The organism is Marivita sp. (assembly GCF_017643905.1).
In the GTDB taxonomy this organism is placed as follows: domain Bacteria; phylum Pseudomonadota; class Alphaproteobacteria; order Rhodobacterales; family Rhodobacteraceae; genus Marivita.
In genome coordinates this window covers 1-16,168 of sequence record NZ_JAEPMO010000107.1, presented here as the reverse complement: position 1 = coordinate 16,168, position 16,168 = coordinate 1, and the positions used below count along the sequence as shown (strand labels likewise).

Here is a 16,168-nt window from a genome sequence, read left to right as displayed (position 1 = left end):
GAGCCGGACCTGGGCGAGGACCTCGGCGGTTTGCGCGAATGGGCGCGCGAGAACGTGGTCAAACTTCTGGTGTTCTGCCACCCGGATGATGACGACAAGACCGCCAAGATGCAGGTCGCGCGTGTCAAACGCCTGTTCACCGCCGCGCGGCGCAACGGGTTGGAATTCCTGCTCGAAGTGATCCCGTCCAAGGTTGGTGCGGTGGATGACATGACAACCGCCACCCTGATTCAGACGGTCTACGATGCAGGCGTCTATCCCGACTGGTGGAAGCTGGAACCGTTCAAGTCCGAGGCAGCTTGGACCAATGCCGTCAATGCAATCACCCGCAACGACCCTCGCACGCGCGGGATCGTGGTGCTGGGCCTCGACGCACCCGAGGATGAATTGGCGGCCAGCTTTGCACTGGCCGCGAAACAACCGCTCGTCAAAGGCTTTGCCGTCGGGCGCACCATTTTCGGCGATGCGGCGCGAAGATGGATGCAAGGCCAGATGAGCGACACCGAAGCCGTAACACAGATGGCCGACCGCTACACCCGGCTCTGCCGGATATGGGACAACGCCCGCAGAGGCGCACAGGAGGACGCAGCATGAGCAAGACAATCAGACTGACCGCCGCACAGGCGCTTGTGCGCTACCTGACCGCACAGTTGAACGAGGACGGCGACACCTTCATCGCGGGCTGCTGGGCGATCTTCGGCCACGGCAATGTCGCGGGGCTGGGTGAGGCGCTTTACACCATGCGCGACGCGCTCCCGACCTATCGCGGCCATAACGAACAGACGATGGCGCACACGGCCATTGCGTATGCCAAGCAGTTGCGTCGCACCAGGGCGATGGCGGTCACATCCTCCATCGGGCCGGGGGCCACGAATATGGTCACCGCCGCTGCGCTTGCGCATGTGAACCGCCTGCCAGTGCTGTTCCTGCCCGGCGATGTCTTTGCCAATCGCGGGCCCGATCCGGTGTTGCAACAGCCCGAAGTCTTCAGCGATGGCACGGTCAGCGCAAACGACTGTTTCCGTCCCGTGAGCCGTTATTTCGACCGGATCATGCGGCCGGAACACATCCTCACCGCTCTGCCGCGCGCCTTCCGGACGATGACCGATCCGGCAGAATGTGGCCCCGTCACGCTGGCCTTCTGTCAGGACGTGCAGGCCGAGGCCTATGACTACCCCGAAAGCTTTTTCGAGCCGCGCGTCTGGCACCGCCGCCGTATCCACCCGGACCCGCACGAACTTCATCGCGCGGTGGAGGTGATCCGCAAAGCCAAGCGCCCGGTGATCGTTGCCGGGGGAGGGGTGCATTATTCGGACGCGACCGCAGATCTGAAAACCTTTGTCGAGGCACACAACATCCCAGTGGTCGAAACTCAGGCGGGCAAGTCGTCCCTGCCTTGGGACCATCCGCTGAACCTCGGCCCCATCGGCGTAACGGGGGGCGAGCCCGCCAACACCACCTGCGCTGAGGCGGATGTGGTGATCGGCATCGGCACCCGATTTCAGGACTTCACCACCGGGTCTTGGGGGCTGTTTGCCAACCCAGAACGCAGACTGATCAGCCTGAACGTGCAGGCGTACGATGCCATGAAGCACAGCGCGATGCCGATCCAGGCGGATGCCAAAGCGGGCCTGACCGAACTTGCCATTGAACTTGCTGGCTACGCGCCGGATGCGCCTGCGGCGGCTCTCAAAGAGGGGTGGTTCGCCAAAGTCGATCCCTTGACCGACGCGCCTGAAGGAAACCAGCTTCCGACCGACATGCAGGTCGTGGGCGCAGTCCAACGCGCTGCCGCCGACAACACCGTCGTGATGTGCGCCGCCGGCACCATGCCGGGCGAATTGCACAAGCTCTGGAAGGCGGGCAAGCCGGGCAGCTACCACATGGAATACGGCTTTTCCTGCATGGGCTACGAGATCGCTGGCGCGATGGGCATCAAGATGGCCCAGCCTGAGGCGGACGTGATCTGCTTCACCGGCGACGGCACCTACATGATGGCCAATTCGGAAATGGCGACCGCCGCGATGATGGGCATCCCGTTCACCATTGTCGTGACAGACAACAGGGGTTTCGGCTGCATCAACCGGCTGCAAATGGGCACTGGCGGGGCCGAGTTCAACAACCTGCTGGACCACGCGGTGCACGCCAACCCCAGTGCCATCGACTTTGCCAAACATGCCGAGGCGATGGGCGCGGTCAGCGTCAAGGTCGGCTCCATCGCCGAACTGGAAGAGGCGCTGGCCAAGCGGCACAACCAGACCGTGCCCTACGTCGTGGTCATTGACACCGATCCGTACCCGTCGACCGAGTATGGCGGCACATGGTGGGAAGTCGGCGTGCCCGAAGTGTCTGACCGCGCCGAAGTGCGCGCGGCGCATGAAAAATACGTGAGCAACAAGAAACTGCAAAGGGCCGATTGATGGCTGTGAAACTGGGGATCTCCCTCATCGCGTGGCAGAATGACGACCTGCCGGACCTCACCGCTGCTTTCACCACCGAAGGCGCGATGGAGGATGCGGGTCGCATCGGCTATCAGGGCGTCGAACGCGGGCGGCGTATGCCCGCCGACACCGAAGGCCTGCGCGCTTATCTCGACCGTTACGGCGTCGTGCTGTGTGGTGGCTGGTGTTCCGGCAACCTGATGGTCAACGATCTGGTCACCGAACAGGCCGCGATCCGTCAGCAGGTCGAGCAATTCGCCGCTCTTAATGCGCCGTGCATCGTCTATGCCGAGTGCTCAAACACCATTCAGGGCGACATCCACCGCCCGGTCAGCCAGCGCCCCAAACTCAGCCGGGACGAGGTTATGGGCTATGGCGCAAAGCTGTCTGACCTGGCCAAGTGGTCCGCCGATCAGGGCTGTGTGCTGTCCTATCACCACCACATGGGGGCGATGGTGCAGGATGCCGAGGACATCGACTGGCTGATGGAAGGATCGACCGAGGACCTCACGCTGCTTTACGATACTGGGCATCTGCACTTTGCAGGGGCCGATCCGCTCGCAGTGCTGGATAAATGGGGCCACCGTGTCCATCACGTCCATTTCAAGGACGTGCGCCAGCCGGTTCTGGATTGGGTCCGCACCGAGGATCGCAGTTTTCTCGATGGCGTTGCCGCGGGGGTCTATTCCGTGCCGGGTGATCCCGAAGGCTGCATTGACTTTCAGGCCATCACCGACCGGCTCAAGGCGATGAACTACGACGGCTGGATCGTGGTCGAGGCTGAACAGGACCCCGCAAAAGCGCCACCCTTTGACTACTCAAAAATGGGCTACGATCACATTCGCGCTGTCGCCGCCGCCTCCGGGTTGGAGATCGCGAAGTAACGCTTCACCGGTCCCGGTTTGGGGCCAGCACCAAGAACCATGGAAAAGGAGAAGGACATGGTTGATCAGACATTCGGGTATATCGGCTATTTTGACCGGGAATCCTGCGATCTGGATGAATTCAAGGTGCTGACTTCCCAACAACTTGAGGCGGCGGATGTGCCCCATGCCGCCGCCATCGAAAAGAACGTTCCGCTTTACGATATGGCGGCGCTGCGGCCTGCGTTGGAGGACGTGGACAAGCGTCGCGCACTGATGGCGGAATGGGCGCAGGTGCTGCGCCGCTCGGCCGGGGTGATCGCGCTTAAACACACCTATGCCGACACGTCGGTGATCGACCGGGCGTCGGACGTGTTCAATGCCATCATCGCCGATGAAAAGGCTGGGGCAGCCGGAAAGGGCGATCACTTTGCCGCCTCCGGGGCCAATGACCGGATCTGGAACTCGTTGCAGAAGCAGTGCCTGCGCGACTCGGAAGGCTTTGCGCTGTACTACGGCAACACATCCATCGCAGCCGCGTGTGAGGCATGGCTGGGGCCGAACTATCAAGTAACCGCGCAGGTCAATCAGGTGCGACCCGGCGGCAAGGCGCAATCGGCGCACCGGGATTACCATCTGGGGTTCCAGACGGCGGATCAGTCGGCGCGCTATCCGGCGCATGCGCACGAGGTAACGGCGACCTTGACGCTTCAGGGCGCTGTGGCTCATTGCGACATGCCACTGGAAAGCGGGCCGACCAAGCTCTTGCCGTTCTCGCAACTCTATCCGGCAGGATATCTCGGGTTCCACGAGGCGGACCACCGTGCCCATTTCGAAGAGGCGCATGTTCAGGTGGCACTCGAAAAAGGCGATGCGGTGTTCTTCAATCCCGCACTTTTCCACGCGGCGGGTGAAAACCGAAGTGCCGACATCAACCGCATGGTCAACCTGCTTCAGGTGTCCTCGGCCTTTGGTCGGGCCATGGAGGCGATTGACCGTCGGGCAATGACAGCGGCCCTGTTCCCGGCGCTGGTGGCCTTGAAACAGGGCGGGCGGTTGACCGAACCGGAACTCGATGCGGCGATTGCCGCCTGTGCCGAGGGCTACAGCTTCCCGACCAACCTCGACACCGATCCGCCGGTGGATGGCCTTGCGCCAGAAAGCCAGGCCGACCTCATGCGTCGTGCGGTGTCCGAGGGCTGGACGAACGACCAGCTTGCCGAAGCCTTGGGCCAGATGGCCACACGGCAAGCGGCCTGATCACAGGCGGCGCCCATGTTCAACCTGCGTGTTCCCTTTTTCCTGCCGCTAAAACGGCGAGCATGGACAACCGGACTCGTCTTTGCATGGGCGCTGTTCGAATTGTGGACCGGCAATCCGGGATGGGCGCTGCTGTTCGGCGCAGCGGGCGCGTATTGCGCCTATGAATTCTTCGTGGTCTTCGACCCGAAAAACTACAAGGACACGAAAGATGGCTGATCTTCTGCGCAAACCCTTCGGCACACACGGAAAGGTACACGAGATCACGCCTGCCTCTGCCGGGTGGCGCTATGTCGGCTTTTCGCTCTACCGTTTGCGCGAAGGGGAGAGTGTGAGCGAGGCCACGGGCGACCGCGAGGTGATCCTTGTCATGGTTGAGGGCAAGGCCGCGATCACAGGGGCCGGGCAGGACTGGGGTGTGCTGGGCGACCGCATGGATGTGTTCGAAAAAACCCCGCCGCATTGCCTCTATCTGCCCAACGGGTCGGACTGGACGGCAACTGCCGTAACCGCGTCTACGGTTGCTGTCTGCTCTGCCCCGGGCAAAGGCGGGCACGCGGCGCGGCGGATCGGGCCGGATGGGATCACGCTCACCGAACGCGGCAAGGGGGTGAACACCCGCTACATCAACAATATTGCCATGGAGAACGAAGACTACGCGGACAGTCTGCTTGTCACCGAAGTGTTCACGCCAAACGGCCACTGGTCGAGCTACCCAAGCCACCGGCATGACGAGGAAGATTTCCCGCGCATCACCTATCTGGAAGAGACCTATTATCACCGCCTCAACCCCGGAAACGGGTTCGGCATACAGCGGGTCTATACCGATGATAGGCAGCTTGATGAGACGATGGCAGTGAGCGATGGCGATGTGGTGCTGGTTCCACGCGGGCACCATCCTTGCGGTGCGCCTTACGGATTCGAGATGTATTACCTCAATGTCATGGCTGGCCCCTTGCGCAAATGGCGGTTCGTGCCCGCGCCCGAGGTGGAATGGATCATGAAACGGGATGCGTAAGGCTGGGCGTCAGCCTGCCAGTTCGTGTCCCAGCACCGCCTCTTCAACCAATGCGCCGCGATATGTCACGACGCGCGCCGCCAGCCTGGCCCCTGCCGCGATGGCCTGATCCAATGGTTCTCCGGCGATATGGCTGGCTAGAAACCCGGCGTTGAAGGAGTCCCCGGCGGCGGTGGTGTCGATCACGGCGCTCACCTGCTCGGGTTGGTGGCGCGAGAGACCAGCACCGTTGTGAACGATCATTTCCCCCGGTCCGTTTTTGACCAAGACGATCCCGGCGCCTTGCTGAGCGTAGCGTCGGGCGGTGTCTTCGGGGGATTGGTCCCCGAACCATGTGGCTTCGTCTTCATGTGAGGGCAGGACGATGTCACTCAGCCCGGCCGCGTCCATGATGGCTTGGGTCATGTCCTGCGGGTCGCCCCAGAGTTTGGGGCGCAGGTTCGGGTCGAACACCACGGTGCCGCCTGCGGAGCGGAAGACCTCAAGCGCGCGGCTCAGATGGGCGCGGTCTTCGGGCGGCAGAATGGCAAGCGTGATCCCCGAGAAATAGGCGATCCCCGCACCGCGCAGGGCGGTGGAAATATCGTCTCCTGATTGCGCCAGCGTCCGCGCGGCGCTGTGGCTGCGCCAATAGCTGAAACTGCGTTCGCCGTCCTGGAGCTGGATCATGTAAAGACCCAGCGTCCGGTCGGCGCGGCGCAGGATGGACGAGGTGTCGATCCCTGCAGACCCAAGAAAGCCCAGCATCTGGTCCGACACGCTGTCGGTGCCAACGGCGGTGAAATATCCAATCTCTGCGCGGTCGCCCAACAGCCGCGCCAGATACCAGGCGGTGTTGAGTGTGTCGCCTGCAAATCCCATCCGGTAGGTGGCCGCGCTGTCGAGCGGGGCCATTTCGACCATACATTCCCCGATGCAGACGATGCGCGTCATTGGGACAAATCCGTGAACCAGTTGTGGTTTTCGGCCTTGATCAGTTCGATCTGCACCAGAATGCGCGACAGGTGTTTGTCGATGGCCGCTGCCGCGGCATCGGCGTTTCGGGCAGTCACGGCGTTCAGAATGGCGATGTGTTCATTCAGCGCATGGTTCTGCGAGGACGTGTCCAGGGTCAGCATCCGAACGCGGTCCATGTGGCCTTTGTTTTCGCTGATCACGTCCCAGACATACCCGACACCCGCCTGAACGCAGATCTCGCGGTGAAAGGCATCGTCGAGCGCATGGAAGAGAGTGCGGTTCGTGTCTGCGATGGCCTGTTTTTGCTGGTCGATGAGCGACGACAGGGCGCGCAGCCCGTCGTCGGAAATGACACCGCACACCGTTCGGCAGGTCTGCAACTCCAAAGCAAGGCGGATGAAACGCGCGCGCAGGACGGCCTCTTCGGAAATCAGGCTGACGGTGGTGCCGCTTTGCGGGCGGATCTGCAGGAAGCCTAGATTGGCCAGACGGCGGAACGCCTCGCGCACCGGTTGGCGGGACACGCCCATCTTGGCCGACACCTCGGCCTCTGAAATCTTCGTTTCCGGCGGCAGTTCAAGCGACAGAATGCGGTCGTGCAGGACCTTGAAGACCTGATCGGCAATGGTCGGCTGAACCGGCTGGCGCAGTTGGGGCAGGGGCAGGGGTGCGGCGGTTTTCTGAACGGGTGTCCCCATAGGTCGAGCCCTCCTGATGCGATTGGCCGTAATCTCTACATAGCACAATCCCCCCATGGCTTTGCAACTAGGATATTAGTTGACGAGTAAAAATTGCCAAACTAGGATATTAGTCACCAGCGGTCGGTCAATCGCCATACGCCGTTGGAGAAAAACGGGAGGAATCATGGCGCTACTGGATGAGAATCGGCTGTTTTCTCCCGACCCGGTTTTGCGCCGGTTGTCCCGTGACCTGTATGACACGGTCCGCGATCTGCCGATCATCAGCCCCCACGGCCATACCGACCCGCAATGGTACGCAGAAAACGCGGCCTTTCCCGATCCGGCGCGGTTGTTCGTGACGCCCGATCACTACGTGTTCCGCATGCTTCATTCGCAGGGTGTTCCGCTTGAGGCGATGGGAGTTCCCCGTGTGGATGGCGGAGAGACCGAACAGGACCCGCGCAAGATCTGGCGGCTCTTTGCGTCGCATTATCACCTGTTCCGGGGAACGCCGACGCGGCTGTGGGTCGACCACGCGCTGCAAGAGGTGTTCGGCGTGGATCAGCGCCTGTCGTCCGAGACCGCCGACGCGATCTATGACCAGATCGACGACTGCCTGAAGCAGGAGGCGTTCCGCCCCCGCGCCCTTTTCGCGCGGTTCAACATCGAAGCGATCTCAACCACCGAGAGCGCCATCGACGATCTGAAATGGCACCGCATGATCCGCGACAGTGGGTGGGGGGGGGAGGTCATCACCGCCTATCGCCCGGACGCGGTGGTGGACCCGGAGTTTCAGAACTTTGCCGCCAACGTGGAGCAGTTCGGCGAGATGGCGGGCGAAGACGCGACCACGTGGCAAGGCTACCTTGCTGCCCATCGCAACCGCCGCGCCTATTTCAAGGAATTCGGCGCGACATCGTCCGATCACGGCCATCCAACTGCGCGCACCGAAGACCTGCCGCAGGATATTGCAGCGGCGCTGTTCGACAAGGCGCTGCGCGGCGTCTGCACCGCAGATGAGGCGGATGCCTTTCGGGGTCACATGCTGACCGAGATGGCGCGGATGAGCCTTGACGACGGTCTGGTGCTTCAAATCCATCCGGGATCGGCGCGCAATCATTCCGATCTGATCATGGCGCGGTTTGGCCGTGACAAGGGCTATGACATTCCCACACGCACTGATTACGTGCACGCGCTGCGCCCTCTTCTCAACGCCGTGGGCGAACGATCCGATCTGACCATCATCCTCTTCACGCTGGACGAGACTTCCTATGCCCGCGAATTGGCGCCTTTGGCAGGGGTCTATCCGGCACTGAAACTCGGCCCGCCATGGTGGTTCCATGACAGCTTCGAGGGGATGATGCGGTTCCGCGAAATGGCGACGGAAACCGCCGGCTTCTACAACACGGTCGGGTTCAACGACGACACCCGTGCCTTCTGTTCCATCCCCGCGCGTCATGACGTGGCGCGGCGGGTCGATTGCGCGTTCCTTGCCAACCTGATCGCCACGGGGCGGCTGGCAGAGGACGAAGCATTCGAGGTCGCACATGACCTCGCATACCGGCTTGCAAAGCAGGCTTACCGGCTCTGAGAGCCATTTTCTGGGAGGAAACCATGAATTACGTCAAAACACTCGGGGCGGCCTTGTTGGCAAGCGTTGCCTTTGTCTCTGCCGCCGCGGCCTGCGAAGTGACGCTGAGGTCGTCGGACACACACCCCGAAGGCTACCCGACCGTCGTCGCGGTGCAGAAGATGGGCGAAATGCTCGAAGAACGCACCGGCGGCAAGCTCTGCATCGAAGTGTTCCACTCGGCCCAGTTGGGGCAGGAAAAGGACACCATCGAACAGACGCAGTTCGGTGTGATCGACATGAACCGTGTCTCGCTTGGGCCGTTCAACAACATCATCGAAGAAACCCAAGTGCCGTCGCTGCCCTTCATCTTCCGGTCAACCGACCACATGCACCGTGTGATGGATGGCCCTGTCGGTCAGCAGATCCTCGATGCGTTCAGCGACCATGACCTTGTCGGTCTGGCGTTCTACGACGGTGGCTCGCGCAGCTTCTACAACTCGCAAAAGCCGATCCGGTCAATTGAAGACCTGGCTGGTCTCAAGTTCCGCGTGATGCAGTCGGACATCTTTGTCGATATGGTTGCCGCCCTTGGCGCAAACGCGACACCGATGCCCTATGGCGAGGTCTACTCCTCGATCCAGACCGGCGTGATCGACGGGGCCGAAAACAACTGGCCGTCCTATGACAGCTCGGGCCATTTCGAGGTGGCCAAGTACTACACCCTGAACCAGCACCTGATCGTGCCGGAAGTTCTGGTGATGTCGAAGACCAGCTTCGACAAGCTGTCCGCCGAAGAGCAGGAGATCGTCCGTCAAGCGGCCCGCGATTCCGTGCCGGTGATGCGTGAACTGTGGCAGGAGCGCGAAAAGGTGTCCGAGCAGCGCGTGCGGGATGCGGGTGTTGAGATCATCACCGATATCGACAAGACGCCATTTATCGAAGCGATGGTGCCGGTCTACCAGAAATACGTGACCTCGCCCAAACTTCAGCAGATGGTCGCTGACATTCAGGCCACCGAATAATCCAAGGCCCGCCCCAAGGCATCGGTTTTGGGGCGGGCATTCCGAGCAGGGTGGGCAGGCCTGACATGATGAAAACGATTGCGCTTTTGACCGGGCGATTGGCGCGTATCGCCTTGTGGGTCGCCGGGATCGGGCTTGTCCTGATGACCGTGCTGATCGCAGCGCAGGTGTTCTGGCGCTACGTGCTGAACGACAGCATCATCTGGACCGAACCCGCGTCCGTCATGATCATGGGCTGGTTCATCTTTCTGGGCGCTGCCGTTGGTATCCGCGAAGGGTATCACCTGTCCTTTGACGTTCTTCTGTATGTCGTGCCGCACCGTATCAAGATGGTGCTGCATTCGATCTCGGATCTGGCCGTCAGCGGCTTTGGCATCGGCATGATCTGGTACGGCTGGCAACTGGCGGAAAAGACCGCCGGGAACAAGCTGCCGGGCTTGGGGATCTCCGGAGCCTTCGATTTCGCGCCCATCGTCGCGGGCGGTGTTCTGATCGTGCTCTTTTCGGTCGAACGCATTGCGCGCCGCGCTGCGGGGCTGCCGACCGCGCGGTTCGGTGAAGAGGCGGAGATCGACTGATGGAACTCTATGTCCTTTTCGGAACCTTCACCTTTCTGCTGCTGATCGGCACACCGGTTGCGTTCTGTCTGGGCGTGTCCAGCTTTGCCACCATCGCCTATCTGGGCCTGCCGCCCGTCGTCGTGTTCCAGCGTCTAAACTCCGGCGTGTCGGTGTTTGCGCTGATGGCGATCCCCTTCTTCATCTACGCGGGCGATCTGATGGTGCGGGGTGACATCGCCCGCCGTCTGGTGGCGCTGGCCGGAGGGTTTGTCGGCCATCTGCGCGGCGGGTTGGGGCAGGTGAACGTGTTGTCCTCGGTCATGTTTGGCGGTGTGTCCGGGTCGGCGGCTGCCGATGCCAGTGCGGTCGGTGGCCTGATGGTGCCGCAGATGAAAGAGCGCGGCTACGACACCGATTATGCGGTGAACATCACCGTAGTGAGTTCGATCATCGCGCTGCTGCTGCCGCCGTCGCACAACATGATCATCTATTCGATTGCCGCCGGGGGAAAGATCTCGATTGCCGATCTCTTCACCGCCGGGATCATACCGGGCTTCCTGCTGGCCGGTCTGCTGATGGTGGCGGCGTGGTGGATGGCGGTGCGCAAGGGCTATCCGACGCAGCCGTTTCAGGGCGTTCGGATGCTGGGCACGCTGTTCGTGTCCGCCGCACCGGGTCTGATCCTTGTCGCGATCATCTTCGGCGGAGTGCGGTCGGGCATTTTCACCGCGTCCGAGTCCTCGAACATCGCGGTTGTCTATGCGCTTCTGGTGACGTTTTTCGTCTATCGCAGCCTGAGCTGGCACGATTTTATCGAGGCGACCTTTGCCGCCGTGCGCACCACCGCGATGGTGCTGATGGTCATCGGCTGCGCTGCGGCGTTCGGCTGGCTTCTGGCCTACACGCGGGTGCCCGCGTCGATGGTGGCGCTGTTGCAGGGTGTGTCGGACAACCCGATCATCATCCTGCTGCTTTTGAACCTCGTGCTGCTGATCCTTGGCACCTTCATGGACATGTCGCCGCTCATCGTCATCACCACGCCGATCTTCCTGCCGGTGGCGACCGCCTTTGGCGTCGATCCAGTACATTTCGGGGTGATCCTGATCCTCAACCTTGGCATCGGGCTCTGCACGCCACCCGTGGGCGCGGTGCTGTTTGTCGGCTGTGCGGTGGGTCGTATCCCGGTTTGGGATGCGGTGCGCACGATCTGGCCGTTCTACGGCGCGGCCTTCGCGACGCTGATGCTTGTCACCTACATTCCGGCGCTGTCGCTCTGGCTGCCGTCGCTCTTCAGATGAGGCTGCAATGACCTATCCCGTTGTTCCGACCGATCCGGGTGTGACCCGTCAGGTGCTGGCCGAACACCCCGATCTGATGGTGGTGGCGTTCCGCTTTAAAGACGGGGCCGAAGGCAAGCTGCATGACCATCCGCATGTACAATCGACCTATGTCGAGTCCGGTCGGTTCACCTTTGTCGTCGGCGACACCGAACACGACCTTGGCCCCGGCGACAGTGTCATGATCCCGTCGGGTGTCCGCCATGGCTGCATCTGCCGCGCGGCGGGCACGCTGATCGACACCTTCACCCCGCGCCGTGACGATTTTCTTTGACCCGAAAGGCCTGACACCATGCTCAAGACCCAAACCCGCTACGCGATTGATCCGGCCACGGCAAAGACGCTGGACACCGATCAGCTGCGCGCGCACTTCCATGTCGGTGGCCTGTTCGCAGAGTGCGAGATCAACCTTGTCTATTCTCACTATGATCGTCTGATCCTTGGCTCTGCGGTGCCTGTCGGGGGCAGTCTCACGCTGGATCACGTGAAGGAAGCGGGCACGCCGTCGATCCTTGACCGTCGTGAAATGGGGGTGCTGAACATTGGCGAGGCGGGCTCCGTGACCGTTAGTGGCACAGATTACGAGATCGACACGGGCGAAGTGCTTTATATCGGGATGGGGTCCGGCCCGGTGACATTCAGCGGCAACGGACGGTTCTATGTCCTGTCTGCGCCTGCCCATCAGACCTACCCGACGCGCCTGATCACGCTGGCCGACGCCCGGCGCGTCGAGCTGGGTGCGCGCGAAACGGCGAATGAACGGGTGATCATCCAGTTCGTGCACCCCGAAGTCTGTCCAAGCTGCCAGCTTCTCATGGGCTACACGCAATTCGCGGAAGGCTCGGTCTGGAACACCATGCCTGCCCACCTGCATGATCGCCGGATGGAAGCGTACCTCTATTTCAAACTGCCCGAAAACCAGCGCGTGTTTCATTTGATGGGTGAACCGTCGCAGACCCGGCACATCGTCATGGCCAATGAAGAGGCGGTGATTTCGCCGCCTTGGTCGATCCATGCGGGCGCTGGCACATCATCCTACACCTTCTGCTGGGCGATGGCGGGGGATAATGTCGATTTCACCGATATGGACATGGTGGCGATGGGGGATTTGCGGTGAAGGCCTTTTCGCTGGAAGGACGCCGCGCGCTTGTGACCGGGGCCAATACGGGCATCGGGAAGGCGATTGCCGTGGGTCTGGCCCAGGCCGGGGCCGAGGTGATCTGTGCCGGCCGCCGGGCGTGTGACGAGACCGTTTCTGCGATCACGGCAGGGGGCGGGACGGCCTCGTCGGTTCTGGTGGATTTCGCAGACCCGATGGCAGGGCAGGGGTTGTTCGACGGCCAGCCCATCGATCTGCTCATCAACAACGCCGGGATCATCCGCCGCGCCGATGCGGTGGACTTCACCGAGGCCGATTGGGATGACGTAATGGACGTCAATCTCAAGGCGCTGTACTTCACCACGCAGGCCTTTGCCAAGACCGTGCTGGCCCGGGGCGGGACCGGGGCGGTGGTGAACATCGCGTCGCTGTTGTCGTTTCAGGGGGGCATCCGCGTGCCGTCCTATACTGCGTCGAAACACGGTGTCGCAGGGCTTACCAAGCTTTTGGCGAACGAATGGGCAGCCAAGGGCATCAACGTCAATGCGGTCGCTCCAGGGTACATCGAGACCAACAACACCGAAGCGCTGCGCAACGATCCCGACCGCAATCAGGCGATCCTTGACCGCATCCCGGCGGGTCGCTGGGGGCAGGCCGAGGACATCGCCGGAGCCGCCGTCTACCTGTGTACACCTGCGGCGCGATACGTGCATGGCGCAGTGCTGAATGTGGATGGAGGCTGGCTTGCCCGCTGATCTGTCTTATCGACCCAAGACCGGGATAGTGCATCTGGGTCTCGGCGCGTTCTTTCGCGCGTTTGGATGTGTTTTCATCGAAGACGCCATGGCTGCTTCAGGGGGGGATTGGGGCATCATGGGGGTATCCCTGCGCAGCCCCGATACACGTGATGCACTGCGCGGACAGGAGTGGGGATACACCTCGGTCACACTGGCACCTGAGGGCGAGCAGACGCGCTGGATCACCGTTCTGAATGACGTGCTGGTTGCGCGCGAAGACCCCGAAGCGGTGTTGGCTGCGATGGCGAAACCGGAGGTCCGGATCGTGACGCTGACGGTCACCGAAAAGGGCTATTGCCACAACCCGGCGACCGGTGCGCTGAACGTCGATCACCCGGATATTCAGCACGATCTGACCCACGATGTGCCGGTCTCAGCGATAGGTTTCCTGGTCCGCGCCTTGCAGCGTCGTCGAGCGGCGGGTATGGCACCCTTTACCGTTCTGACCTGTGACAACCTTCCCGAGAACGGACGGCTTGTGCGCGGTCTTGTGCTGGATTTCGGACGGCGGCTGGACCCGGCACTGGCGGACTGGATCAAGGCCGAGGGCAAGTTCCCCTGCACCATGGTGGACCGGATCACACCCGCCACCACCGAGGCCGATATCGCGCGGGTGGCCGAGTTGACCGGGCGTCCCGACGCGGCACCGGTGATGCATGAACCCTTTGCCCAATGGGTGATCGAAGATGACTTCGTCGGTGACGCGCGCCCGGATTTCGCCGCTGCGGGTGTCGAAATGGTGCGGGATGTCACGGCACATGAGCACATGAAGCTCCGGATGCTGAATGGCACCCATTCCGCGCTGGCCTATACCGGCTATCTGGCCGGGCACGAGACTATCGCGGACACTGTGGGCGACCCGGTCTTTGCCGCCTATGTGCGGCGGCTCTGGTCCGAGATCATACCGGCGGTGCAGGCCCCCGAGGGGGTGAGCCTGACGGAGTATGCTGAAGCGCTGTTCGACCGCTATGCCAATCCCGGCATCCGTCATCGGACATGGCAGATCGCGATGGATGGCAGCCAGAAACTCCCACAGCGTATCTTGGGCAGTTTGGCAGCGAACCTGTCTGCCGGGCGTGACTGTCCGGCGCTCTGCCTCGCCGTGGCAGCGTGGATGCGGTATGTCGGCGGGATGGATGAGCAAGGGCAGGAGATTGACGTGCGCGATCCATTGGCGGCGCGGCTGCGTGATGCGTCTGAAAGTGCCGATACGCCCGAGGGTAAGGTTGCAGCTTTGCTTGGAATGCGAGAAGTTTTCCCAGAGGAACTGGCGGAACAGTTGGCGCAGCCCGTGACCGCGGCGGCGATCCATCTTTGGGCCAAAGGTGCCCGCGTTGCGATCCAAGAGGGGGCGCTATGATCGAAACCTGGCGCTGGTACGGTGAATTCGATCCGATCACTTTGCCTGAGGTGGCGCAGACGGGGGCTGCGGGGATCGTCAGCGCTCTGCATGCCATCCCCTATGGCGAGGTCTGGCCGCGTGTGGCCATCGCGGACCGCAAGCGCGCCATCGAAGAGGCGGGGTTCGTCTGGTCCGTCGTGGAAAGCCTGCCGGTGCATGAGCGGATCAAGAAAGCCCAGGGCGACCTGTCCGCGCTTTTCGCGAATTATCGCCAGTCGATGGCCCATCTGGCGGAAGAGGGCGTGCGCACGATCTGCTACAACTTCATGCCGCTCTTGGATTGGACACGCACCGATCTGGCGGCCCCGGTTGCCGGAGGTGCCACTTGCCTGCGGTTCGAGGCCACGCATATGGCGGCGTTCGAGATCCACATGCTCGGGCGGCAGGCCGCCGAGGACGATTACAGTGACGAAGTGCGCGTGCGGGCCGCCGCGTGGTATCAGCAGGCCAGCGAGGCGGAGCGGGACAAACTGCTCAGGTCGATCATGGCAGGAATGCCGGGGGCGTTCGACCGCTACGACATTCCGGGATTGCGCAAAGCGCTGGCCGCCTATGACGGGATCGACCGGAACGCTTTGCGCGCGAACTACGCCCGGTTCCTGGCTGAGGTTGTCCCGACCGCCGAAGACCTTGGCATCCGGCTTTGTGTCCATCCCGACGATCCGCCGCGTGATATTCTTGGCCTGCCGCGCATCGTGTCGACGGGCGATGATCTGGAATGGGTGCTGGCGACGCAGGACAGCCCGGCCAATGGCGTGACGCTCTGTTCCGGCTCGCTTGGCGCGCATCCGGGGAATGATGTGCCTGCCATTGCCGCGCGGGTGGCAGACCGCATCCATTTTGCACATCTGCGCAACGTGCGCAAAGAGGCGGACGGGTCCTTTGAGGAAGCGGCGCATCTGGAAGGCGATACGGATATGGTGCTGCTCCTGCGGGTGCTGCTGCGCGAAGAGGCGCGGCGCAGGGCCGAGGGGCGCGCGGATCACGTCATCCCTTTCCGACCTGACCATGGCCATCATATGTTGAGCGACCATGACCGCGATTTTGTGCCCGGTTATCCGCTGATCGGACGGCTGCGCGGGCTTGCGGAATTGCGCGGTGTGATCCGGGGGATTGGTCATGTCTGAACCGCTGGTGCTTCATTCTTCTGACAATGTGG

General features: G+C 62.2%; 17 protein-coding genes. 15 read left to right on the top strand and 2 right to left on the bottom strand.

Annotated features, from left to right (window positions below):
- The 6 genes from JJ869_RS16325 to iolB all read left to right on the top strand — a co-directional run.
- Positions 1-594, top strand: a 594-nt coding sequence (locus tag JJ869_RS16325) for a 2-deoxy-5-keto-D-gluconate 6-phosphate aldolase domain-containing protein (protein WP_292268631.1), incomplete at its 5' end; no start/stop codon positions are given.
- Positions 591-2,420: a 3D-(3,5/4)-trihydroxycyclohexane-1,2-dione acylhydrolase (decyclizing) gene (gene iolD, locus JJ869_RS16320; protein ID WP_292268630.1), complete on the top strand. Its 1,830-nt coding sequence runs from the start codon at positions 591-593 to the stop codon at positions 2,418-2,420. The genes JJ869_RS16325 and iolD, both read left to right, overlap by 4 nt.
- Positions 2,420-3,325 carry a myo-inosose-2 dehydratase gene (gene iolE, locus JJ869_RS16315; RefSeq protein WP_292268629.1) on the top strand — a complete coding sequence of 302 codons (906 nt, stop codon included), beginning with the start codon at positions 2,420-2,422 and terminating at the stop codon, positions 3,323-3,325. The genes iolD and iolE overlap by 1 nt, the downstream gene beginning before the upstream one ends.
- 57 nt (positions 3,326-3,382) lie before the next feature.
- Entirely contained in the window at positions 3,383-4,564 is a 1,182-nt protein-coding gene (locus JJ869_RS16310; protein ID WP_292268628.1) for a phytanoyl-CoA dioxygenase family protein, read from the top strand.
- 15 nt (positions 4,565-4,579) lie between these two features.
- Entirely contained in the window at positions 4,580-4,783 is a 204-nt protein-coding gene (locus JJ869_RS16305) for a hypothetical protein (RefSeq protein WP_292268627.1), read from the top strand.
- A complete protein-coding gene (gene iolB, locus JJ869_RS16300) occupies positions 4,776-5,582 on the top strand; it encodes a 5-deoxy-glucuronate isomerase (RefSeq protein WP_292268626.1) in 807 nt (268 codons plus the stop codon). Before JJ869_RS16305 ends, iolB begins: the two co-directional genes overlap by 8 nt.
- A gap of 9 nt (positions 5,583-5,591) precedes the next feature.
- On the opposite strand, the gene JJ869_RS16295 is transcribed toward iolB, so the two are convergent.
- Positions 5,592-6,515, bottom strand: coding sequence for a sugar kinase (locus JJ869_RS16295; protein ID WP_292268625.1), 924 nt, complete (start codon positions 6,513-6,515; stop codon positions 5,592-5,594).
- Positions 6,512-7,237 (bottom strand): GntR family transcriptional regulator, encoded by a 726-nt coding sequence (locus JJ869_RS16290; protein WP_292268624.1) that lies wholly within the window; start codon positions 7,235-7,237, stop codon positions 6,512-6,514. The genes JJ869_RS16295 and JJ869_RS16290 overlap by 4 nt, the downstream gene beginning before the upstream one ends.
- 166 nt (positions 7,238-7,403) lie before the next feature.
- On the opposite strand from JJ869_RS16290, the gene uxaC reads away from it, so the two are divergent.
- The 9 genes from uxaC to uxuA all read left to right on the top strand — a co-directional run bounded on the left by uxaC (position 7,404) and on the right by uxuA (position 16,136).
- Positions 7,404-8,810 carry a glucuronate isomerase gene (gene uxaC, locus JJ869_RS16285; RefSeq protein ID WP_292268623.1) on the top strand — a complete coding sequence of 469 codons (1,407 nt, stop codon included), beginning with the start codon at positions 7,404-7,406 and terminating at the stop codon, positions 8,808-8,810.
- Positions 8,811-8,833: 23 nt separating this feature from the next.
- Entirely contained in the window at positions 8,834-9,814 is a 981-nt protein-coding gene (locus JJ869_RS16280) for a TRAP transporter substrate-binding protein (protein WP_292268622.1), read from the top strand.
- A 68-nt stretch (positions 9,815-9,882) separates the two neighbouring features.
- Positions 9,883-10,392 (top strand): TRAP transporter small permease, encoded by a 510-nt coding sequence (locus tag JJ869_RS16275; protein ID WP_366510471.1) that lies wholly within the window; start codon positions 9,883-9,885, stop codon positions 10,390-10,392.
- Positions 10,392-11,672 carry a TRAP transporter large permease gene (locus tag JJ869_RS16270; RefSeq protein ID WP_292268620.1) on the top strand — a complete coding sequence of 427 codons (1,281 nt, stop codon included), beginning with the start codon at positions 10,392-10,394 and terminating at the stop codon, positions 11,670-11,672. The genes JJ869_RS16275 and JJ869_RS16270 overlap by 1 nt, the downstream gene beginning before the upstream one ends.
- Before the next feature lie 7 nt (positions 11,673-11,679).
- Complete coding sequence (locus JJ869_RS16265) at positions 11,680-11,985, top strand: cupin domain-containing protein (protein ID WP_292268619.1); 306 nt, start codon at positions 11,680-11,682, stop codon at positions 11,983-11,985.
- 18 nt (positions 11,986-12,003) lie between these two features.
- Positions 12,004-12,828, top strand: a complete 825-nt coding sequence (gene kduI / locus JJ869_RS16260) for a 5-dehydro-4-deoxy-D-glucuronate isomerase (protein WP_292268618.1) — start codon at positions 12,004-12,006, stop codon at positions 12,826-12,828.
- Entirely contained in the window at positions 12,825-13,565 is a 741-nt protein-coding gene (kduD, locus tag JJ869_RS16255) for a 2-dehydro-3-deoxy-D-gluconate 5-dehydrogenase KduD (protein ID WP_292268617.1), read from the top strand. Before kduI ends, kduD begins: the two co-directional genes overlap by 4 nt.
- Positions 13,543-14,967 (top strand): mannitol dehydrogenase family protein, encoded by a 1,425-nt coding sequence (locus JJ869_RS16250; protein ID WP_292268633.1) that lies wholly within the window; start codon positions 13,543-13,545, stop codon positions 14,965-14,967. The genes kduD and JJ869_RS16250 overlap by 23 nt, the downstream gene beginning before the upstream one ends.
- Entirely contained in the window at positions 14,964-16,136 is a 1,173-nt protein-coding gene (gene uxuA / locus JJ869_RS16245; RefSeq protein WP_292268616.1) for a mannonate dehydratase, read from the top strand. The genes JJ869_RS16250 and uxuA overlap by 4 nt, the downstream gene beginning before the upstream one ends.
- Positions 16,137-16,168: the final 32 nt, after the last annotated feature.